18 protein-coding genes and 2 pseudogenes are annotated in these 21,027 nt (G+C 59.4%); 9 read left to right on the top strand and 11 right to left on the bottom strand.

Going from position 1 to position 21,027, the window contains the following annotated elements:
- Positions 1–74 precede the first annotated feature (74 nt).
- Positions 75–236 (bottom strand): annotated as a pseudogene (locus tag HU811_RS13685) (glycine betaine ABC transporter substrate-binding protein); the annotation flags it as partial.
- A 4-nt stretch (positions 237–240) separates the two neighbouring features.
- On the opposite strand from HU811_RS13685, the pseudogene HU811_RS13680 reads away from it, so the two are divergent.
- Positions 241–381: pseudogene (locus tag HU811_RS13680) on the top strand (helix-turn-helix domain-containing protein); the annotation flags it as partial.
- Between the two features lie 166 nt (positions 382–547).
- Positions 548–1,219 carry a class I SAM-dependent methyltransferase gene (locus HU811_RS13675; RefSeq protein WP_186656387.1) on the top strand — a complete coding sequence of 224 codons (672 nt, stop codon included), beginning with the start codon at positions 548–550 and terminating at the stop codon, positions 1,217–1,219.
- A 52-nt stretch (positions 1,220–1,271) separates the two neighbouring features.
- On the opposite strand, the gene HU811_RS13670 is transcribed toward HU811_RS13675, so the two are convergent.
- From HU811_RS13670 to HU811_RS13660, 3 genes are read right to left on the bottom strand one after another with little or no spacing between them, the layout of a single operon-like run.
- Positions 1,272–2,669: an efflux transporter outer membrane subunit gene (locus HU811_RS13670; protein ID WP_177193355.1), complete on the bottom strand. Its 1,398-nt coding sequence runs from the start codon at positions 2,667–2,669 to the stop codon at positions 1,272–1,274.
- The gene (locus HU811_RS13665; protein WP_092455101.1) at positions 2,666–5,812 is read right to left on the bottom strand and encodes an efflux RND transporter permease subunit; all 3,147 of its coding nucleotides are present in this window, start codon (positions 5,810–5,812) and stop codon (positions 2,666–2,668) included. Before HU811_RS13665 ends, HU811_RS13670 begins: the two co-directional genes overlap by 4 nt.
- 2 nt (positions 5,813–5,814) lie before the next feature.
- Positions 5,815–7,008: an efflux RND transporter periplasmic adaptor subunit gene (locus tag HU811_RS13660; protein WP_186656386.1), complete on the bottom strand. Its 1,194-nt coding sequence runs from the start codon at positions 7,006–7,008 to the stop codon at positions 5,815–5,817.
- 112 nt (positions 7,009–7,120) lie between these two features.
- On the opposite strand from HU811_RS13660, the gene baeS reads away from it, so the two are divergent.
- From baeS to HU811_RS13640, 5 genes are all read left to right on the top strand, one after another.
- Positions 7,121–8,539, top strand: coding sequence for a sensor histidine kinase efflux regulator BaeS (gene baeS, locus HU811_RS13655; RefSeq protein ID WP_186656385.1), 1,419 nt, complete (start codon positions 7,121–7,123; stop codon positions 8,537–8,539).
- Between the two features lie 3 nt (positions 8,540–8,542).
- Positions 8,543–9,226, top strand: a complete 684-nt coding sequence (locus tag HU811_RS13650) for a response regulator (RefSeq protein ID WP_092399250.1) — start codon at positions 8,543–8,545, stop codon at positions 9,224–9,226.
- A gap of 285 nt (positions 9,227–9,511) precedes the next feature.
- Positions 9,512–9,775 (top strand): hypothetical protein, encoded by a 264-nt coding sequence (locus HU811_RS13645; RefSeq protein ID WP_047229356.1) that lies wholly within the window; start codon positions 9,512–9,514, stop codon positions 9,773–9,775.
- A gap of 81 nt (positions 9,776–9,856) precedes the next feature.
- Entirely contained in the window at positions 9,857–9,943 is an 87-nt protein-coding gene (locus HU811_RS27860; RefSeq protein WP_442793071.1) for a small membrane protein YohP, read from the top strand.
- A gap of 209 nt (positions 9,944–10,152) precedes the next feature.
- Positions 10,153–11,730 carry a lactate dehydrogenase gene (locus HU811_RS13640; protein ID WP_225248431.1) on the top strand — a complete coding sequence of 526 codons (1,578 nt, stop codon included), beginning with the start codon at positions 10,153–10,155 and terminating at the stop codon, positions 11,728–11,730.
- A 175-nt stretch (positions 11,731–11,905) separates the two neighbouring features.
- Here the strand turns inward: HU811_RS13640 and HU811_RS13635 are convergent, their stop codons facing one another.
- The 3 genes from HU811_RS13635 to lysA are packed head-to-tail and all read right to left on the bottom strand — an operon-like array spanning position 11,906 to position 14,210.
- Complete coding sequence (locus HU811_RS13635) at positions 11,906–12,364, bottom strand: hypothetical protein (protein WP_186656383.1); 459 nt, start codon at positions 12,362–12,364, stop codon at positions 11,906–11,908.
- Positions 12,327–12,818, bottom strand: coding sequence for a LysE family translocator (locus HU811_RS13630; protein ID WP_367616239.1), 492 nt, complete (start codon positions 12,816–12,818; stop codon positions 12,327–12,329). Before HU811_RS13630 ends, HU811_RS13635 begins: the two co-directional genes overlap by 38 nt.
- Before the next feature lie 36 nt (positions 12,819–12,854).
- Positions 12,855–14,210 carry a diaminopimelate decarboxylase gene (lysA, locus tag HU811_RS13625; RefSeq protein ID WP_186656380.1) on the bottom strand — a complete coding sequence of 452 codons (1,356 nt, stop codon included), beginning with the start codon at positions 14,208–14,210 and terminating at the stop codon, positions 12,855–12,857.
- Positions 14,211–14,283: 73 nt separating this feature from the next.
- On the opposite strand from lysA, the gene HU811_RS13620 reads away from it, so the two are divergent.
- Complete coding sequence (locus HU811_RS13620) at positions 14,284–14,862, top strand: NAD(P)H-dependent oxidoreductase (RefSeq protein ID WP_186656378.1); 579 nt, start codon at positions 14,284–14,286, stop codon at positions 14,860–14,862.
- Positions 14,863–15,027: 165 nt separating this feature from the next.
- A complete protein-coding gene (locus HU811_RS13615) occupies positions 15,028–15,411 on the top strand; it encodes a MerR family transcriptional regulator (RefSeq protein ID WP_186656376.1) in 384 nt (127 codons plus the stop codon).
- A 69-nt stretch (positions 15,412–15,480) separates the two neighbouring features.
- On the opposite strand, the gene HU811_RS13610 is transcribed toward HU811_RS13615, so the two are convergent.
- The 4 genes from HU811_RS13610 to HU811_RS13595 all read right to left on the bottom strand — a co-directional run.
- Positions 15,481–18,090, bottom strand: a complete 2,610-nt coding sequence (locus tag HU811_RS13610; protein ID WP_186656374.1) for an efflux RND transporter permease subunit — start codon at positions 18,088–18,090, stop codon at positions 15,481–15,483.
- 33 nt (positions 18,091–18,123) lie between these two features.
- The gene (locus HU811_RS13605; protein WP_186656372.1) at positions 18,124–18,960 is read right to left on the bottom strand and encodes an outer membrane lipoprotein-sorting protein; all 837 of its coding nucleotides are present in this window, start codon (positions 18,958–18,960) and stop codon (positions 18,124–18,126) included.
- Between the two features lie 51 nt (positions 18,961–19,011).
- Complete coding sequence (locus HU811_RS13600) at positions 19,012–20,295, bottom strand: DUF1302 domain-containing protein (RefSeq protein WP_186656370.1); 1,284 nt, start codon at positions 20,293–20,295, stop codon at positions 19,012–19,014.
- Positions 20,296–20,297: 2 nt separating this feature from the next.
- Positions 20,298–21,027: SDR family NAD(P)-dependent oxidoreductase (locus HU811_RS13595; protein WP_186656368.1), on the bottom strand; the 730-nt coding region annotated here is incomplete at its 5' end.

The raw sequence follows: 21,027 nt of genomic DNA, 5'->3' as shown, positions 1-21,027 counted from the left end.
GTGGGAGCGAGCCTGCTCGCGATGGCGGTCGCTATCGCGAGCAGGCTCGCTCCCACACTTGCTGTGTCATCGAGTCATTGCTGCCCCGTTGTCACCGATGCGGTTTGCCCGCCAAACATAGCCTCAAAGCGCGATTTGTTGGCGGCGTAGTATTCGGCGACCACCTTATCTGCCGAACTGTCCCGCGCCGCCGCCATCAATCGCTCAAGGTCAGCTTGAGGAATAGTGAAGTGAGCGACCTCACTCACAGAGATCGCCTACGCTTGGGGCTATGGCAGCAGTTCCCACTTCAGCCGGCACTTCAAGTCGACGTTCGGCATGTCGCCTCGACTGTTCCGGGAAACCGCGAGCGACAGCCGGATGAAATCGACGGCGGCCTAAGTAAGCTTCTGCGCTCAAAACCTCCAGAAGAAAGGGGGAGTGAAACCGCTGCTAACCAGGGCACCAAAGTTGACCGTTGGTCGAGAGCAAAATAGGGTCACAGGCCGTTCCCTACATCGTGACCTAGTATCAACCCAGGTTCGGCTGGACAACGCAGGAGATCGACATGTCCGCCTCCGAATCCAGCCTCCTCCAGAGCTGGCAGCACAACGCCCAATCCTGGATCGAAGCGATCCGCACCGGCACCCTCGAGAGCCGCATCAACGTCACCGACCAAGCCATCCTGTTGGCGGTACTGAGCCTTCAACCCGAGCGTGTGCTCGATCTGGGTTGCGGCGAGGGCTGGTTGTTACGGGCCTTGGCCGAACGGGGCATCGAAGCGGTCGGCGTGGACGGCGGTGCAACACTGGTCGAGGCCGCGCGGGCCGCGGGCTCTTCGCCGGTGCATCTGGCAAGCTACGAGTCGCTGGCGCAGGCCACGGTGGACATCGGCCGCAATTACGACCTGATCTGCGCCAACTTCGCCCTGCTGCACCAGGACATCATCCCGCTGCTCACCGCCATGAACGCCCTGCTCGCCCCCGGCGGCACGCTAGTGATCCAGACACTGCATCCGTGGGCCGCAGCAGCGGGCAACTATCAGGACGGTTGGCGAGAAGAAACCTTCGCCGGCTTCCGGGGGCAATGGCAGCCCATGCCCTGGTACTTTCGCACCTTGTCCAGTTGGCTCAAGGCACTGGATATGGCCGGCTATCGACTGGCCGGTCTGCAGGAGCCGCAGCACCCACAAAGCTCGGCGCCGCAGTCGTTGCTACTGGTGGCCGAGCCGCAAGGTTGAACGCCACGGCGAACATGCTCTTCAGGGGCGCTTAATGCCTCTGAACGTCGGCTCAGTTCCAGCCACCCCCCATCACCTTGTACAACGTCACGCGATTGCTCTGTTCGGCCAGGCGCAGGGTGATCAGGTCTTGCTGGGCGCTGTACAGCGAGCGCTGGGCGTCCAGGGCTTCGAGGTAGCTTTGCGAACCACCACGGTATAAGGCGTCGGAAAGCTCGAAGCTCGTGCGACTGGCATCAGTCAATGCTTGCTGCGCGGCGAGGCGGCGATCCAGCGTGCTGCGTTCTGCCAACGCATCGGCCACTTCCTTGAAGGCGCTTTGCACTGTTTGCTGATAAGTCTGTACCTGTATTTCGCGCTCGACCTTGGCCGCGTCCAGTGTCGCGCGGTTGCTGCCACCGTCGAAGATCGGCAGGCTGACGCTCGGAGCAAACGACCAGGCGCCACTGCCGGACTTGAACAGGCCGGACAACGCCGAGCTTGAAGAACCGGCACTGGCCGTCAGGCTGATGCTCGGAAAGAACGCCGCGCGGGCCGCGCCGATGTCGATATTGGCCGACTTGAGGGTGTGTTCGGCGGCCAATACATCCGGGCGCCGTTGCAACAGGCTGGACGGCAGCTCGGCCGGCACTTGCACCAGCGCCGCCGCCGACTCCAGGTTCGCACCGGGCAGCAGTTCCTCGGGAACATCACTGCCCACCAGCAGGCGCAGGGCATTGCGATCCTGGAGGATCTGGCTTTCATACGCCGCCGCGTCAGCCCGGGCTGACTCCACGGTGGTTTGCGCCTGGGCCACGGACAAACCGGAGGATCCGCCCAGTGCGTGGCTGCGACGGGTCAACTCATAGGTCGCCTGCTGGCTGCGCAAGGTCTCTTGGGCCAGTTGCAAACGCTCGTTGTCCGCCGCCAGGGTCAACCAGGCCGTGGCCACTTCGGCCACCAGGCTGATCTGCGTGCTGCGCCGGGTTTCGGTCAGGGCCAGATAGTCTTCCAGAGCCTCGTCCTGAAGGTTTTGCATGCGTCCGAATACGTCCAGCTCATAGCTGCTCAGCCCCAGTTGCGCGCTGTAGTCATGGCTGGTGGTCGCCGAGCCGCTGTTGGACAACGAGCCAGGCGTACGACTGTGGGTGCCGCTGACGCTGGCATTGATCGACGGCAAAGACTCGGCGCGCTGGATACGGTATTGGGCCTGGGCCTTTTCGACATTCAAGGCGGCCAGGCGCAGGTCGCGGTTGTTGGTCAGGGCCAGTGCTTGCAAGCGCGCCAGACGGCTGTCGGTGAAAAAGTGTTGCCATTGGATCTCGGCGGCGACCTCCCCCTTGGGCGTACCGACGGTGGGCAACCATAGCTCGGAGACCGGCGCCTCGGGGCGTTCATACTGCGGTGCCAGATTGATGCAGCCACTGAGCAGTGTGAGTAAGGCCAGCAAGGGCCAGCGGAACTTGATCATGCGTCACCTGCCTGAGTGGTTGGAACCGAACTCGAAACCGTGGACACGCGGGAAAACCGTCGGCGAATCTGCACGAAGAACAATGGGACGAAGAAGATCCCCAACACCGTGGCGGTGAACATGCCGCCCAGCACGCCGGTACCGATTGCCTGGCGTCCGGCGGAACCTGCACCGCTGCTCAGGGCCAGGGGCAATACGCCGAACATGAAGGCCAGGGAGGTCATGAGAATCGGCCGCAGGCGTTGGCGCACGGCAATTAGCGTCGCGTCCCGCAAGCTGTTGCCCTGCTCTTGCAGATGCTTGGCGAACTCGACGATCAGAATCGCGTTTTTAGCCGCCAACCCCACCGTGGTCAGCAGCCCTACCTGGAAGTACACGTCGTTGCTCAAACCACTGACACGGGTGGCCAGCACCGCACCCACCACCCCCAACGGCACCACCAGCATCACTGAGAAAGGCACCGACCAACTCTCATAGAGCGCAGCGAGGCAGAGAAATACGAACAGCACCGATATCGCGTACAGCAGGGGTGCCTGCGAACCGGACAGGCGCAACTGATAGGACTGCCCGGTCCACTCGTAGCCGATGCCCTCCGGCAATTGCTTGATGATCGCCTCCACCGCATCCATCGCATCCCCGGTACTGACCCCAGGCGCCGGATCGCCCACCACTTCCAGCGAAGCGTTGCCGTTGTAACGCTCCAACAACGGTGAGCCGTAGCTCCACGAACTGCTGGCAAACGAGGAAAAAGGCACCATCTCGTCGTTGCTGTTGCGCACGAACCAATGTTCCAGGTCGGCCGCCTGCATCCGCGATGCAGCCTCGCCCTGAACGTAAACCTTCTTTACCCGGCCCTGATTGAGGAAATCATTGATATAGGTGCCCCCCAACGCCGTGGACAAGGTGGTGTTGATGTCACTGGTGCTCAAGCTCAAGGCCCCGGCCTTGCGATCATCGATGCTGACCTTGAGTTGCGGGGCGTCGTCCAGGCCATTGCTGCGCACGCCCAGCAAGCGTGCGTCTTTGTTCGCCAGTTCGATGAATTGCTCCCGCGCGGCGACCAGAGCGTCATGCCCCAGGCCACCGAGATCCTTGAGTTGCAGGTCGAAGCCGGACGTCTGTCCCAGGCCTCGCACGGCGGGCGGTTGCATGACGAACACATTGGCATCACCAATGCTCGACAGCGCCATGGTCGCGCGCTGGGCGATGGACGCCGCATCCTGCCCTGCCCCTGTGCGCTCGCTCCAGTCCTTGAGCCGGATAAAGGCTCGGGCGGTATTCTGGCTGTTGCCGCCCATGCCCAGGCCGGTGATGCTGATCAGCGCCTCGACTTCCGGTTGTTCGAGCAGATAGCTTTCGAACTGCTTGATCACCGCCTGGGTACGGCTGTCCGTGGCGCCCACCGGCAATTGCACCTGAGCCATGAGAATGCCCTGGTCTTCATCAGGCAGGAATGAAGTGGGCAGGCTCAGATAACCGACCGTCATTACCAGCACCACCAGCCCATACACCAGCCAACTGATGCGACCCCGCTGCAAAATAGCGCCCACCCGACCTTTATAGGCCTCGGCAGCGCGCTCGAACATGCGGTTGAACCAGCCGAAAAATCCGCCTTGAGCGCCATGCCCCTTGCCATCGGACGGCTTGAGCAGGGTCGCGCACAACGCCGGCGTCAAGGTCATCGCCACCAGCACCGAGAGCACCATGGCCGAGACAATGGTGACCGAAAACTGCCGGTAGATGATCCCGGTGGAACCGCCGAAAAACGCCATGGGAATGAATACCGCACTGAGGACCAGGGTGATGCCGACCAGGGCGCTGGTGATTTCATCCATCGACTGGCGCGTGGCGTCCAGGGCCGATAGCCCGCGCTCGGCCATTACTCGCTCGACGTTCTCTACCACCACAATCGCATCGTCCACCAACAGGCCGATGGCCAGGACCATGGCGAACATGGTCAGGGTGTTGATTGAATAGCCGAACAGCGCCAGCACACCGAACGTACCCAGCAGCACCACCGGCACGGTGATCGCCGGGATCAGTGTGGCCCGCAGGTTCTGCAAGAAGAGGAACATGATCAGCACCACCAGAACGATGGCCTCGCCCAAGGACTTGACCACCTCTTCGATGGACAGGCTAACAAAGGGCGTCGTGTCGTAGGCAATCACGTTCTTGAGTTGCATTGGCGTGGGGTAGAACGGTTCCAGCTCCTTGAGCTTGGCCTTCACCGCTTCCCCCACGGTCAGGGCATTGGCCCCAGCGGCCAGTTGTACGCCCATGGCGGCAGCGGGTTTGCCGTTCAGGGCCGAATTCACGTCGTAGCTTTCACTGCCCAATTCAACCCGTGCTACATCCCCGAGCAATACCACGGCACCGTCGCTGGTGGACTTGACCACGACATTGCGAAACTGCTCGACGGTTTGCAGCTTGCTGCGGGCGCTGATCGTGGCATTCAACTGCTGGCCCTTCACCGCTGGCAAGGCGCCGAGCTGACCGGCGGAGACTTCAGTGTTCTGCGCCTCCAGGGCAGAGCTGATGTCCGACGGCATCAGCGCGTATTTTTGCAACAGGGCAGGATCCAGCCAGATGCGCATGGCATAACCCGAGCCCAATGTCTGCACATCGCCGACACCGTCAATACGGCTGATGGAATCGAGCAAGGTGCTGGAAATGTAATCGCCGATCTGGGTGCCGGTCACGCTCGGGTCGTCGGAGGCCAGAGCGACAATCATCAGGAAATCCGAGCCGCCTTTGGTCACGGTCAGACCTTCGCTTTGCACCGACTGCGGCAGCCTCGACTCGGCCTGTTGCAGTTTGTTCTGCACTTGCATCTGCGCCACGTCCGGGTTCGTGCCGGCGGTAAACGTCAGGCTGATGCTGGCACTGCCGTCCGAACTGCTGGAGGCCGACATGTAGGTCAGGTTATCCAGGCCTTTCATCTGCTGCTCGATGACCTGGGTCACCGAGTCTTCCACGGTCTTGGCCGAGGCGCCGGTGTAGGTGGCGGAGATACGCACTGTCGGTGGTGCGATGTCCGGGTACTGCTCCAGGGGCAACTGACTGATGGACAAAGCGCCAGCGAGCATGATGACGATGGCAATGACCCAGGCAAAAATCGGCCGGTCGATGAAAAAACGCACCATGCTCAGCCCTCCTGCGCAATGGCGACGGGTGCCGATTTCAGCGTGCGACTGCGCGTGCCAGGGTTCTGCGCCACGACGGCTTCACCGACCCGGACTTTCTGCCCGCCCTCGACAATCAACTGGTCACCGGCATTGAGGCCGGTCTTGACCCACCACTGGTTGCCCACGGCGCGGTCGATGGTCAAGACGCGCTGTTCGACCTTGCCATTGACCACCAGCAAGACCGTGGTCACCCCGCTGGCGCTGCGGGTTACTGCCTGTTGCGGAATCAAAATCGCCTGATCGTCTCGAGCCTGCTTCAGCACCGCCCGCACGTACATGCCCGGCAGCAACAACCGGTCCGGATTAGCAATTTTCGCCCGTAACGTCACCGTCCCAGTGCCTTCGTTCACACTCACGCCGCTGAACTTCAAGCGACCTTCATGGGCATAGGTGCTGCCGTCATCGAGCTTGAGGCTGATTCGCGCCTCGCCTTCGCCATTGCTTTGCAGCACACCGCTGGCCAGGTCGCGCTTGAGGCGCAACAACTCGGTGGTCGATTGGGTGACGTCAACGTAGATCGGGTCCAGTTGCTGCACCGTGGTCAATGCGCTCTCCTGATTGGCAACCACCAGCGCGCCCGGGGTGACCGTCGAGGTTTCGATGCGCCCGCTGACGGGAGAACTGATGCGGGTGTACGCCAGGTTGATGCGCGCCGTCTCCACCCCGGCCTGGGCCACCTGCCGCTCGGCTTCGGCGGTCAGCAGGCTGGCCTGAGCGTCCTCGTTGTCTTGCTGGCTGATGGCATCGATCTTCGCCAACTGAGCGTTACGCTTGGCCGTGGCCTGGGCTGACTTCAAGGTGGCACAGGCCTTGGCGAGATTGGCCTGTGCCTCCGCCAATGCGGCCTTGTAAGAGGAGGCATCCAGTTGGTACAGCGCTTGTCCGGCCTTGACCTCGGCCCCTTCGACAAACAGTCGCTGCTGAACGATACCGCCCACCTGCGGACGGATCTCGGCGACCATGAACGCCTGGGTGCGCCCGGCCAGTTCCGTAGTCAGCGCCTGGCTTTTCGGCTGCACAGTCAGCACCGACACCTTGGGCGGTTCGACTACCGGTGCCGATTCGCCGGAGCAACCGCCTAACAGGAACAGAACGATCAGGAACACCAGCACGACGCTGGTCACCAGGGATTTGGCGAATAATTTGGTCGACATAAATGCCTCTGCAAGACGGTTGGTTCAAGCCAGGCGCCATACTGCGAGGCAAATGTGCAGGAAAATTGAAGATTGCCCGGCGCCCTTGAATCTTCTTCGCACCAGGGCCTAAATGGACGGGCCCTTCACCGACCTGCCCGAGCCCATGAAACTGAGCATCTCCACCAAGCTGTTTATCGCAGTACTGGCCAGCGTACTGTTCGTCATCCTGAGCATGGGGGCGGCCAACGGCTGGAGCTTCGGCAAGGGTTTTCTCGACTACCTCAACGAGCAGGCCCTGTTGCGCATGTCGCCAGTGCTGCCGCGTCTGGCCAACGCCTACGAGCGCGAGGGCGATTGGGAATTTTTGCGCAACCAGCCGGATCGCTGGTTCGAACTGCTGCGCCCCGAACCCGGGGAAAACGACAGCGACCCGCAACGCCCCCCCATGCCCATGTCCGACCTGACCGGTGCAGTGTTTCGCATCGCCCTGCTGGACGTGCAAAAGCAATGGGTCATGGGCTACTCGGCAATTGCCGACGACGCCTTGATGCGCCCAGTCAAGGTCGCGGGCAAAACCGTTGGCTGGCTGGCGGTGACGCCGTTTCAGAACGTGACCGAAGCCGGGGGCGAACGCTTCCGTCAGTACCTGATACGCACCAGTCTGGCCATGGGGGTGTTCTCTTTGCTGTTGGCGATGCTAATCGCCTGGTGGATCGCCCGCACCCTGCTTGAACCGGTCAAACGCGTGGCCGCCGCTACGCATCGCCTGGCCGCCGGTGAATACAGCAACCGAGTCTCGGTGTCTTCCAATGACGAAGTCGGTCAGTTGGCCCGGGACTTCAATCAGTTGGCGTATACCCTGGAGCGCAATGAAAAAATGCGTCGGGAGTTCATGGCCGACGTCTCCCATGAACTGCGAACCCCCCTGTCGGTGCTGCGCGGGGAACTGGAAGCCATCGAGGACGGCGTGCGCACACTTGATCAGTCTTCGATGAAATCGCTGCAAGGCGAAGTCGGCATGCTCAGCAAACTGGTGGATGATCTGTATGAACTGTCCCTGGCCGATGTGGGCGCGTTGACATACCGCAAGAGTGAATGCGATCTCAACGAGCTGCTGGACGGTTGCACGGCCATGTTCCAGGAGCGTTGTAATGCCCGGCATTTGCGCCTGGAGCTGGAACTGCCGATCACGCCGTTGCGTTTGGAGGCCGACCCCAAGCGTCTGCAGCAGTTGTTCAGCAACCTGCTGGAAAATGCCGTGCGTTACACCGATGAGGGCGGTGTACTGCGCATTCGAGCTGCCGGCGATGGCGACGCCGTACGCGTCGACTTCCTGGATTCCGGTCCAGGGGTCGACGCCGATCAGTTGCCACGGCTGTTCGAGCGGTTCTACCGCGGCGAAACTTCACGCAATCGCGCCAGTGGTGGCGCCGGCCTGGGGCTGGCCATCTGTCACAGCATCGCCCTGGCCCACGGCGGCAGCCTCAGTGCCGAACACTCGCCCCTGGGCGGTCTTTGGCTGACCCTGCGCCTGCCACGGAACGCCTGAACCATGGTCAACGACAGCCCGATCCTCATCGTCGAAGACGAACCCAAACTGGCCGCGTTGATGCGCGACTACCTGATCGCCGCCGGCTATGCGACCCAGTGCCTGGACAATGGGCTTGAGGTAGTGCCGGTGGTACGTGTCAACGAGCCACGACTGATCCTGCTTGATTTGATGCTGCCAGGGCGCGACGGTTTGCAAGTGTGCAAGGAACTGCGCAGCTTCAGTGCCGTGCCGATCATCATGATCACCGCCCGCGTCGAGGAGGTGGACCGTTTGCTCGGGCTGGACCTGGGGGCCGATGACTACATCTGCAAACCCTTCAGCCCCCGCGAAGTGGTGGCCAGGGTCAAGGCCATCCTGCGGCGCAGCCCGCAACTTCTAACCGCTGCGCCGCCGCGCCTGCTGATTGACGAAGAACAGTACTTGGCGTCCCTCGACGGCAATGCGCTGGACCTGACGCCCCTGGAGCTACGTCTGCTCAGCACCCTCGCCCGCGCGCCGGGGCGGGTATTTTCCCGTGATCAGTTGCTGGACAGAATCTACTCCGATCACCGGGTGGTCACCGATCGCACCGTCGACAGCCACATCCGTAATCTGCGACGCAAACTCGAACAGGCATGCCCAGGTGAACAGCCGATCGAATCGTTGTATGGAGTGGGTTATCGGTTTCAGCTTGCCGACGCCTGAGGGTCAGTTTGCAGGGATGTTGGCTGTGCCGACGTCATCGCGAGCAGGCTCGCTCCCACAGTTTTGTGTCGTGCCCAGATGCTGTGAACACTCGTAACCTGTGGGAGCGAGCCTGCTCGCGATGGCGGTTGCGCGCCATAGATGCTGGACGCCCCATAACCGCCGACCCGGTCCGCCCCGCGAAACACGCCGCTGATCAATAAACCTCAACAACACAAAAGAACTGCCGATACCCAGGGTAAGACCCCAGTGGCTGGGTTTCAGGATTGAACGGCGGACCAGGTAATGACAGAGATTTATCTGCTGATAGCACACGGCACGGATCAGGGCGAAGCGTACGTCCTGGGTTGGTTCGATGACAGGACCAAAGCCAGGGAAGTGGCCGAGCAGAAAGAATGGGAAGCTTACCGCGCGAGCCTGAAGGCAGAGCATCCATGGTCAACCCACAAACCCTTGGCCCCGGACCAGACCGACTATCGGCGCTACTGGATCAAGACCGTTTCAAAGTTTGATCAGGTGCCTGTTCCGAGGTCTTGGGCGGTTCATTGATCACCGCCGGGTGAAATTCAACGAAACGAGCGTTGTCGAGGGTGGTCTAGAAAATTAAGCCCATCCGATGAGAGCATCATTATGTTGAAATTTCTTGGCGGCACCGTAGGTATCATTTTCATAATTGGCCTGATCGTGGTCATCGCCCTGTTCAAGCTGGTCTTCTGACGGCGACATTGTTGTGCACATAGCTGGGAACGCCGTTTCTCAAGCCATGAAAAAGCCCAATCTTTTCAGATTGGGCTGAGCCGCTCCGGGCAGTCGCTAACGGGCAAATGAACAATAGCGCTTTGCCACTTATTTCAACCGCCCCGCTTTCAATCGGGGGGTGTATTCACTACATTGAGTGTAACTCTGCTCTGTTGACACGGACTGTCATGACTACCCTATCCTCGATCACCTCCACCATTCCCCTCCAGACTCGCTCCGCTGTCGCGGCATTGCCTGCAACAGCGATAGACAGTGCTGAAGCCTTCCCGGCCAGACCATCGGCAATTGTCAGCCTGGGCAACCCGGTGGTCGATGTTGAATCACAGACCTATTCCCGCCTCGGGCAACTGCCGGGCCAGGAAATTGTTCGTGTTTGGGAAAAGGAAGCTCAGGACGCGGTCACTAACATCATGGGAACCAACCCCAGATCGCTGTCGATAGCCAACCGTTTTGACCGCCTGGGCGCAGCCTTGTTGGAGCAGTTCGCCAAGAATGGTTCGAGCATTTCCCAGTCAGTGTTCCATACCACCACGGACAGGGCTCACAACGTCGCCGAGATAAAATCCGAACAGACGCTGCTGCACAATAAAGCCGACAACCTGATCAGTCTCAGCATCAAGACCGCCAGCGGCAAGACGGTCACCTTCAGCCTGACAAGCCAGGACGATGGTCTTGGCGTCCAGGCTACGGTGGAGGGTGGCCCGCTGAGCGAGGATGAACTCAAGGCGATTGGCGCTCTGAGCAGTGCTTTTCAGGCGGCTGTCGACGGGTTGACCGCCGAGCCCCCCAAGCTCGACCTGAGCAAGCTGACGCAGTTTGACTCCAGCGTCTTGGCATCCATTGACCTGAACGCCAAGCTGAAGGGAGTGGACGGTGAGGATCTGACCCTGGCCTTTAGCGCCGACAACCAACGCCGCACCACGCAAATGAGCGGTCCGGATGGCAAACTGAACCTGACCGTGGACCTGAAGAACGGCGCAATCCTGGGCGATGCCAAGCAACAGGCCAACGCATTGAACAGCTACCTTGCCCAGCTTGATCGGGTGCAGGAGCGTGGCAACGCCAAGGCGGCCCTGATGGAGATGTTCAAGGATGCGTTCAGCGCCATGAACAGCCACTACCCACAGGGCGCTTCCCTACCTGAGCGATTGACCCGTAATGCGGCGGACAAAGGCCTATTGACCGGACTGGCAGACTTCGAGGCATCCGTCACTCAGACGAACAAGGCGTCCAACCCGATGCACCTGACTGAACTCGATAGCTTTGCCTATACCCTCTCGCAGAAGACGGTCGTCGCAGGTTCCATCATGCGTGACCGCAAGATCGATCAAGTCCAGCAATCGAGTCTATCGGCCAACTACCACAAAAGCCTGAAGGGCGGGAAAGCACCTGCGCTGGGCAAAGATAACGAATCGCAGAACTATCTCTACGTACAAGTGAATGACAAAGCCAGCAGCTCGGCCAGCCTCGCCTATAAAGATGGCCGACTGACCAAAGCCTCCGTCACGCAACAGGCCAGCCAGGACACACGGACACAGAAGTACGTCACGGGCAAACTGATTGAAGAGACCGTGGTGCCGAAGCAAGCTTCCGCCAGCCGCAGTCACTTGGTATTGCTGGAGTACGCCGCCAAGGAAAGCAAGAAATCCAAGGATGCGCAGGAGCAATCCTTGCTGAAGGAAGCGCTCGATACCCTCCACCGTTCGGTGATGCTGCAGGAAAACCCTTCGGCGCTGATGCGTTGAACGCAATGCTGCCTACTTGGCCGGCAGACGCTTCGAGCAGGAGCGGATTTGCATCCGCCGTCCTTTCACCCCATCGTTCGTGCGGTTCCGTATACGGCGGCTCAGGCTAAATCATCATTGCGGCCAGCCGCCTCGCTCGACTCAGGACCACGCGCCATTCAGAGTCACAAAAGCATCACACCAACTCGCCCGCCAACCGCTCAATAAACGGCTCAAACTCCGACAGCGTGACCATCAGTTCCGGATACTGGGTCAGATCCAGTCGCTGGTCGCTCGATTCCCGCAAGTTCACGTCCGATGGATCAGTAAACAGGACTCGCTTCGAAGTGTCAGCCGACAGGATGCCAGCAATCAGCATCGATTCGCAGTCCGCACGCTGCGATATCTGCGCGACAAAGTCATGGTGATCGACGACGCTGACCGACATGCCCAAGCGACTGGCACAATGGGTCACCAACTCCTCGAACGTTACAAACTCAATGGCCGTGACATCCACTTGTTGTGCCAGTAAATCGAAGGCTTTGGGCGCCGCGACAAAATGACAGATCCAGTTGGCCAAACGGTCCGCCGGCAGTAAACCAATGTACCCGTAGCCCTCAGGCACCTGCCCCAGTCGCAGGCATGATTTGAGCAACAGATGCACCAGAAGCCCCCAGGGACGGCTGAACGAACTGAGGGAGGAACGCCAGAAAGAACAAAGCGACTTTCGGGTTAAACACGTCGATCAGAATGCCCTGCTTGTAGGCTCGCCATACACCGTATTGCTTCACCTGCGCGTTGTCCTGATCCTGAGCAAAGCCCGTGGAGGGGACGAAACTTCTCACCCCCAGATAGAGCAAATAAGCCGCGCCGGCGTACTTGAGTGCATCGAAGGCATTTTCCGAAGCGGCAATAAGCGCGCTGACACCGCAGGCCGCCAGAACCACATGAACAAAGGCACCGCTACAGACCCCCAGCGCCGAGGCGATACCGACTTTTTTTCCTGAGGATATCGTCCTCGACAAAATGTAAAGTAAATCGGGCCCAGCGGAAATATTCAGCAAAAGTGCCGAGAATAAAAAAACAAGCCAAAACGCGTCATTGTCCACAGTGACTTCCAGTCGCATCAATCGAAAAGCAGAAAATTACTTAACCAGCTTCAAATTTTTAGCATCAGACTTTATTGGTTCAATGCCGTCCATTTCTCGGGCAACAAGATCCTCGTAGCACTCTCTCTGGCGCACGACTTGATAGTGCTCGCCCATGACCACCACTTCAGCCGGACGAACTTTCGAGTTGTATTGGCTGGCCATGCTCATCGCGTAGGCACCCGCCGAGAAAATGGCCAAGGTGTCCTGCTCCGAAAGCGTCGGCAGCGGACGCGACAAGGCGAGAAAATCCCCTGTTTCACAAATCGGTCCAACCACATCTACCGGCGACAATGCCCCGTTTGGCCGAGGTTGCGAAGCATTGGTGGCGTGCGTCCAGTGCCCGTTGAAACGACCGTACCGGATCGGCCACATGGCATGTTGGGCGCCGTACAGCGTGGGTCTGAGTATAATGTTCATGCCAGCATCGACAATGACAATCTGACGGTCCCAGCCATCCTTGATGTATTCGACATGGGTCAATAGCACGCCGGCATTGGCGCTGATAGAGCGACCGGGCTCGATCACAAACCGTAAGCCTCGTGCCTTGAGCCCCTGTAATCGGTGAGAAATGACGCTGCCCATTTTCTGCAACGAAATGCTATCGAAATGGGAGGCCTCGTATATAGCTGGAAAACCACCACCGATATTGATCGTATCGACGGTGCCGCCCGCCTGTTCCACTTCGTCCAACAGTGCCTCGATCACGTCAATGCAAGCCAGGTAAGACGCGCTGTCATGAATAGGCGAGCCAATATGCGCATGGATTCCGACAACGTCGACGTTGCTGTACAAACCCTCTGCGAAAAGCCGCGCTGAACGCGTCACCGGAATGCCAAATTTGGTCTGACATCCTCCCGTAGATGTTTTTTGTGGGGTATCGCGGTCAGCAACGTCGGGATTGATCCGAATAGAAACACTGGCCCTGCTGCCGCACTGACCCGCAATAGCATCGATCCTGGCCAATTCCTTCTCAGACTCAACATTGAACTGATAGATGCCCGCCTCCAGTGCATATCTGACTTCTTCAGCAGACTTGCCCACCCCGGCAAATACAATGGTTTCGGGGCGTGCACCGGCCAGTAGGGCTCGATAGATTTCTCCTCCACTGACGACGTCCAGACCTGCGCCGTGCTCCACCAGAAACCTGAGTATGCTCACGTTGCTGCAGCTTTTGACTGAGAAACAAATCAGCGGATCAATCAGAAAAAAAGCATCGCGCATCGTTTGCAGGTGCGACGCCAAAGTACTCAATGAATAAACAAACAAGGGTGTACCCAATTGTTCAGCCAGGCTGTCCAGGTTCACCTCTTCGGCATGCAGAACACCTTGTTTGTAGCTGAAACCGTCCATTCGACTCGGCAAGGCTTGACTCTACCGTTAGGGGCAGACTTTACCCTTGGAACTTCAATATCTGGAGTTCGTCATGAAGAGCAAACGCATGCTCGTAATCCTCGGCCACCCTTCGAACGACAGCTTTTGCGGCGCCGTGACCGAACGTTATGTCGAGGCCGCCACTCAAGCCGGGCATGAGGTGCGCCTGCTACGTCTGGATACCCTGGACTTCGATCCGGTATTGCACGACGGCTATAACCAGATCCAGCTGCTTGAGCCCGACTTGATCAACGCACAGAACGACATCACCTGGGCCGAACACCTGACACTGGTGTACCCGATCTGGTGGGGCGGCATTCCGGCCTTGCTCAAGGGCTTCTTCGACCGTGTGTTCCTTCCCGGTTTTGCCTTCAAGTACCGCAAGGGCTCGCCGTTCCCGGACAAACTGCTCAAGGGCCGTACGGCTCATTTATTGGTAACCATGGACACCCCGCCGTGGTACTACCGCTGGGTGTATCGCATGCCGGGCCTGCACCAAATGCGCAAGACCACCCTGGAGTTCTGCGGCATAAAACCCCTGAAAACCCTGACGTTCGGCCCGGTGCTGGGTTCCAAACCGGAACAGCGTGAAGCCTGGCTCAAACAAGTCCAAGCAGTCGCCAGCCGCTGATCGGCCACGGTTGGGCTGTGCCAATGCACGGCCCAACCGAGCCTCCTTCCTGTGACACCTTGTCCTACTCGGGTTCCCGCCCCCTGATGCTTGTGCAAAAATGTCGCGCGCCTATACGAGCGCGCGACATCTTTTCGCTTCTGATGCGTCAAAAAAGGGATTTTCATGTATATCGGCAAAGCCGCCCAGCTGTCGGGCACTACGGTCAAAAGCATTCGTCACTACGAAGAAATCGGCTTGCTGCCGCCACCGCAGCGCGAAGGCAAGTACCGCATCTACAGCCAGCAAAGCGTCGAGCTGCTGACCTTCATCAAATGCGCTCAGCAACTCGGTTTCAAGCTCAAGGAAATGCAGGTCATTCTGCAAGACCATCGCGGCCAGGAGCTGCCTTGGGATTTGGCCATGCAGGCCATCGATAACAAGAAACAGGAACTGATGGGGCAGATCCAGGCCTTGCAGGAAGTCCATGACAGCCTGGAGGCGTTTGAGCTGAGCCTCAAGGATGCTCAGGAGCAATGCCAGTTCGAGCACCTGAAAAAAGCCAGCTGAATCCGTGCCGTCGCCCCTAAACAGCCAAGGCGCCCCGTGCCCTTTGCAGCACGCAGGCGCCCCGCTTATTTAACCCGGTACGTTCTCACCCGACGGCTGCTCGCCCTCCTGCACCGCTGGCTTCGGCACAATCGAGGCAAAGAACCACGGCGAAATCAGCGTGACCAACAGGATGGTCATGACGCCGCTGGATGAGAGCGCCAGTATCACCAGTACGCCCAGATCAATGACCGGTTTATAGGCGGAGAACAGCAGCGCGACAAAGCCCATTGAGAAGATCACTACGTTGACCACTGTCGAACGCCCGACGCCCTGCATGGCGGTCAGGATTGCCGCGTCGATCTCGATACCCTTCTGCACCAGCATCTTGATCCGGGACAGCAGGTGAACCGCGTAGTCCACAACACCCACCACCAGGAAGGTCACCAGCGTGGTGCCAATGTTCAACTCGATATCCAACAGGTACATGCTGCCGTACACCGTCACCGAAGTGGTCAGCAAGGTCAGCATGCCGAGAATGCCGAGGCGTACCGACTTGAGCCAGAACATCATCATCAAGGTTACGACCAGCAACGCCAGAGAGAAACTCAGCACCTGGCCCTGGGTGATTTCCTGCAACACTCCGGTCCAGATATACGGCGTACCGGCATGGGTCACTTGCAGGTTGGTCGGCTTGTTGACGGCCAACCAGGCGTCCAACTTGTCGAGCATCGCCTGGTAATCGCCCGCCACCGAAGAGGTCATGGTGAACAGCGTCACCGCCTTCGAGTAATCGGCATTAAGCACGTTCTGCAAGTCGGTGCCGCCACCGTTCTCGAACATCATGATGTGCTGTTCGATCAGCGAATTGCCGTCGACTTCAAACGTCTCCGGCTTCCCGTCATCGCCAACCACCGTGACCTGTTCCACCGCCTGCGGCACCCGAAGATAAGCCGGGTTCATGTCGTTGAGCACGAGGTTCATGCGCTTGATGTACGTCGCTACCGAATAGGTGTAACTCACGTTCGGCTGGGCCTTGATGAACTGGTCCAAACGTTCGAGGAACTGCACGGTTTCGGTGGTCAGCGCGCCACGGGGGGTCTTGGTGTCAAAGGCGATCCAACCCGGCGATGTGCCCGCCACCCCTGCCCGGTTGATGAACTCGTCGGACATCCGCACCGGGCTGTCCTTCTTGAAGTAGGCAATGCCCGAGTCTTCGATATCCACCTTGAACGTGAGCACCGTCATCATCGCCAACAACGGCAGAGTCACCAGCAACACCGGCTTGCGCCAGCGAATCAGCCAGGCGCAGAACACCACCAGATAGTGGGAAACCAGCGACTCTTTGAGTTGTACTTTGCGTGGAGCCGCGTCTTTGCCCCAGATCGAAATCCACGCTGGAATCAGCAGCAGCGAGATGATCAGCGCCGCCGTCAGGCCGATGGACATGAACACGCCAAAGTTGCGGATGCTGACAATGTTGTTGGTGGTGGAAATCATGAACGTCGCGATGGTCGTGACCGTCGTCAGCACGACCGGCGTGACCATCAGGCGTTGGGTTTCACGGTTCGCTTCTCGGAAGGATTTACCCGAGTTGAGCTGCTCGTAGTACTCGGCCATGACATGGATCGCGTCGGCACAACAGATGGTGAACAGGAACACCGGCAAGACACTGGTGAGCAGGTCCATCGGCACACGGAACAACGCCATCAGGCCCAGCGTCCAGATGGTGCAAAACAGAATGTTGAACAGCGGTAGAAGCACGCCCAGCGGTTTACGGAAGAAGAAAATCAGCAGGGAGGTCACCAACAGGAACACGATCGGAAACAGCGACGCCAGGTCGTGATCGATGATCTCCTGCTGAGCCGCAATAAAGATCGGCATGCCGGCGATGAACACCTCATCGGTGAACTCCGGATGGGCGGTCTGGTATTTCGCGATGATCTCGCGGACCTGATGATAGGCGCGCAACTGAGCCTGGGCGTCGTCCTGTTTGGTCCCCAACTCGGCGACGACCATGGCGACCTTCTTGTTAGCCGAGACCACGCCGCCGACCATCTGCTCGTTGCCCATGATCTGCGCTTCGACCTTGGCCGGGTCCATGTCCAGGGCGTGCAGGGTCTTGTGAATCCACAACTCGCCATCGGCACTCAAGCTAATGTTTTCCAGGTCAGCCATCGAGGCCATTTCCTGGATCGGGTTGAGCCGTTCTGCAAGAAAACTCAGGAACTGCGCGTCATGGGCGTCCCAGTGCCGGGCAACGGCATGGTCGCGCAGGGCTTTGGCTGCGGCGTAATCGTTCTGCGAGAACCCCTCGGCGAGAATCTGCACCAACAAGCCTTGGGCATCATGGTCGCCACTGTGGAGGCCGACGATGCGCTGCAGTTCGACACGGTCCTCATCGTTAGCCAGCATCAACCGGCGCATGGCCTGGGACAGTTCGAACTGGGCGTTCAGCGAGGTGGTGTTGAAGACACTTTCAGGATTGCTCAGCGCCACCATGACCGAGTCATACGTACCGGTGAACTCGCGCTGCAAATCAATGATGGTTTTGCGCGCTGGGTGAGTGTCCTTGAGCAAATACGGATTGGTGTCCGACATCAGCGCGCCGAGGGTGTAGGTGAAGTAGGCGGTGATCGCCACCAGCACAAACACAATCGCCCGCGCATAGCGCTCGACGAAGTTCAGGTATCTTTCCATGAATAAAGGTTCCAGAAGAATCGAGAGCGGCGCTTAGCGGGCAGACACGGCGTATTCCGGCAAGTCGCCGGCTTTTAGTCCGCGTTTGATGGCCGTCTGGGTGAACAGGCGGTCGTCCAGCGCGACGTTGTACTGCAACTGGTTGAAGCGCAGCTGGGAGCGCGTGCCAGCGATGAAGTCCTCGGTTTCGCTGAGGGTGATGCTGTCGATCTGGTCGATGGTTTCGGTCTTCAAGGTGCGCATCTGCTTGAACATCACGCCTTTCACATCGAAGAAATCCTGACGCAGCACCAGTGAGTTTTTCTTGTCGATCCAGACCTTGAGCTTGTTGTAGCCGGTCTTGGCCAGCACGGCAGGTGTCGCTGGCTCACGCTCGATCACGTAGCAATCGCGGCCCAGCAGTTGCTCTTCACCCACCAGCGTTTGGCGATAATCTTCGGCGCGGATCTTGTCGAGGTCGGCATAGGAGTAGTCGCTGCCCATGAAGGCCCCGCGCTTGTCGGTGGTGGAAATCCGTCGGGTCTGGCGGCTGACCGGCAAATACATCCACTGGCTGTCTTCGCGACCCAAGACTTCGTGCGGGTTTTCGATGTGGAAGGCGACGTCACGCACATCACTCGGCGCAGAGAAGTACATGGTGAATTTGTCGCTGTCCGGGTAATCCTTTTGCAGGTAGCTGAACTCGCGGATGCGGCTGTTACCTTGTTTGTCCAGCAGGATCAGGGATACTTGGGACATGAAGCTCTTGCCGTCATCGCGGTCCCGGGCCTGACGAACGATATCGTCGGCCGTACGGGTTTCAGCCGCCATGGCGGCAGCGGCGCTCAGTAGCAGTGCGCTGACAGTCAGGGTCTTGAAGATGGGCAACATGGCGATTTCCTTTTCATTGTTTGAGTAAGTCGCACACCGACAGCGGTGTGGTCAGAACAGATAACCGGCGGACAACCGCATCTGGTCGCGGTTGGCGTAAGCGCCGAACTGGCGTTCGGGCTTGCCGAAGAACACATCGACTTCGAGCCCCAACTTGAGCCAGTCCACCGGTTTGTAGGTGAAAATCCCCTGAACGAAACTGTCGTCCCGCGCAGGCGGCGACATGCCGAATACCAGGCGAGTCTTGAGACGATCCTGAAACTGCGAGCCTTCTGCAGACACGGTGAACAGGTCGTCGCGTTTATCCTGGACCATGCCGGGCTTCCAATCGAGCAGCCGCTGTTGTTGCCACTGCGTCGAGATCAACCAGTCCCGCAGCAGGTAATCGACGCCCAGCAGCGACTTGGTCATCGCCGTCTGGTCGCTGCCATAAGCGCGATAAGGATTGGTGACCCGCCAATTGTCGAAGTAGGCGACTTCACTGCGCACGACGATGCTATGACCGGCATCGATGGCCACACCGGCACCGCCCATGGAGTAGCGCGGGAATTGCCGTTCGAGGCGAATGAGGCCTTCTCCGCTCAGGCCCTCGACGGCATAAACCGGGTCCTGTTGGCGGGCGTTGAGGGCAACGAAGCTGACATCCACCGCGCCGATCCGGCCATTGGCGCTGGCGCCATAACCGAAGCCGCTGCGGCCGTCATAACCGGGCCGCGAATCAACGACGAACATCCGAGGATCGGGTGTGGCAAAGATGGGTGCGTCGAACTCGCTGCCGACGGCCGGCGCCTTATTTTTCACAAAATCAGTGATCACCAACCCTTCCAGCTCCCACTCGGCGACCGGCTGCACCAGGCGAATCATCGGCACGGCGATGCGGCTGTCTTCCAACAGCCCGATCACCCCCTCGCGATAATCCAGCGGGTTGATTTGATCGAGCACCCGCAACTCATCGGCGCGCCCCCACACGACCTGCTGCCAGCCGACCGTCAGTTCGCCGTCGCCGACGTAGTGGCCCCAGTAAAGGTGCCGCCAATCGGCGGTCGCCCGGTAGTCATCCCGGGCTTCATCGCTGTAGGGGTTGTTGCCGTCATAACGGAAGTCGTAGCGGGCTCGCCCCTTGGCTTTGTAGTAGCCGCTGTCCCAGGCATCCTCCAGGCTGAACTTGAGGTACACGGCCTTTTGCGTACCCCGATCGTCGCCGTGCAGACGCACGGCTGTGGCAACGCCGATTTCCGCTTCATGATGCTCCGGCAGCCACTCGGCAATCGCCAATGGCGAGCCGAGGCTGAGCAGCGCGGGCAACAGGCCGCGATTCAATCCCAGTCGAGCCATGGTTACATTCCCAACCCGGCACCGCCGTCGATCATCAGGCTTTGCGCCGTGACGCCACCCGCCTCCCGGCTTGCCAGATAACGGACCATGGCCGCCACTTCGTCGCCTTGAATGAAGCGCCGCAGGGGCAGCTTCTTCTTGGCATTGCGCAGGATTTGCTCGTGGGTAATCCCGGCGAGGCGCGCTTGCGCCGCCAATTCGCCTTGCAGCATCGGCGTGTCGACCCAGGCGGGCAGGATTGCATTGACGGTGATTCGCCGGGGCGCAAGGTCCAGTGCCAACGCTTTGGTCATGCCAATGATGCCGTGCTTGGAGGCGCAGTAAGCGGTGTTGCGGACCTTGCCCGCCCGGCCGAGGATCGATGACATGTTGACGATTCGCCCACCGTCCGCCATCAACGGCACGCACAACGAGGTGACGTAAAAGGTGCCGTTGAGGTTGACCGAAATCACCTTGTGCCAATGGTCGATGTCTTCGGGTTCGTTTTCGTCGCAGACCCCGGCGCTGTTGACCAGCACATCGATAAATCCGACTCGGCTGGCCAGATCCTTGAACAGAAGCTGCAGGCTGGAGAGATCGGCGATGTTCGCTTGATGGGTTTCGATGCAAGCGGTAGATTCGACATCGGCGACCCAGCCCTGCAAGGTTGCCAGGTCCAGATCCAGCAGGATCAAACGGTGCTCGGCCTGGGCTGCAAAATTTTCGGCGACGGCGCGGCCAATTCCATTGGCC

It is taken from the genome of Pseudomonas tehranensis (genome assembly GCF_014268615.1).
Classification (GTDB): domain Bacteria; phylum Pseudomonadota; class Gammaproteobacteria; order Pseudomonadales; family Pseudomonadaceae; genus Aquipseudomonas; species Aquipseudomonas tehranensis.
The sequence above is the reverse complement of the archived record's forward strand: the minus strand, read 5'-3'. Positions and strand labels throughout refer to the sequence as shown.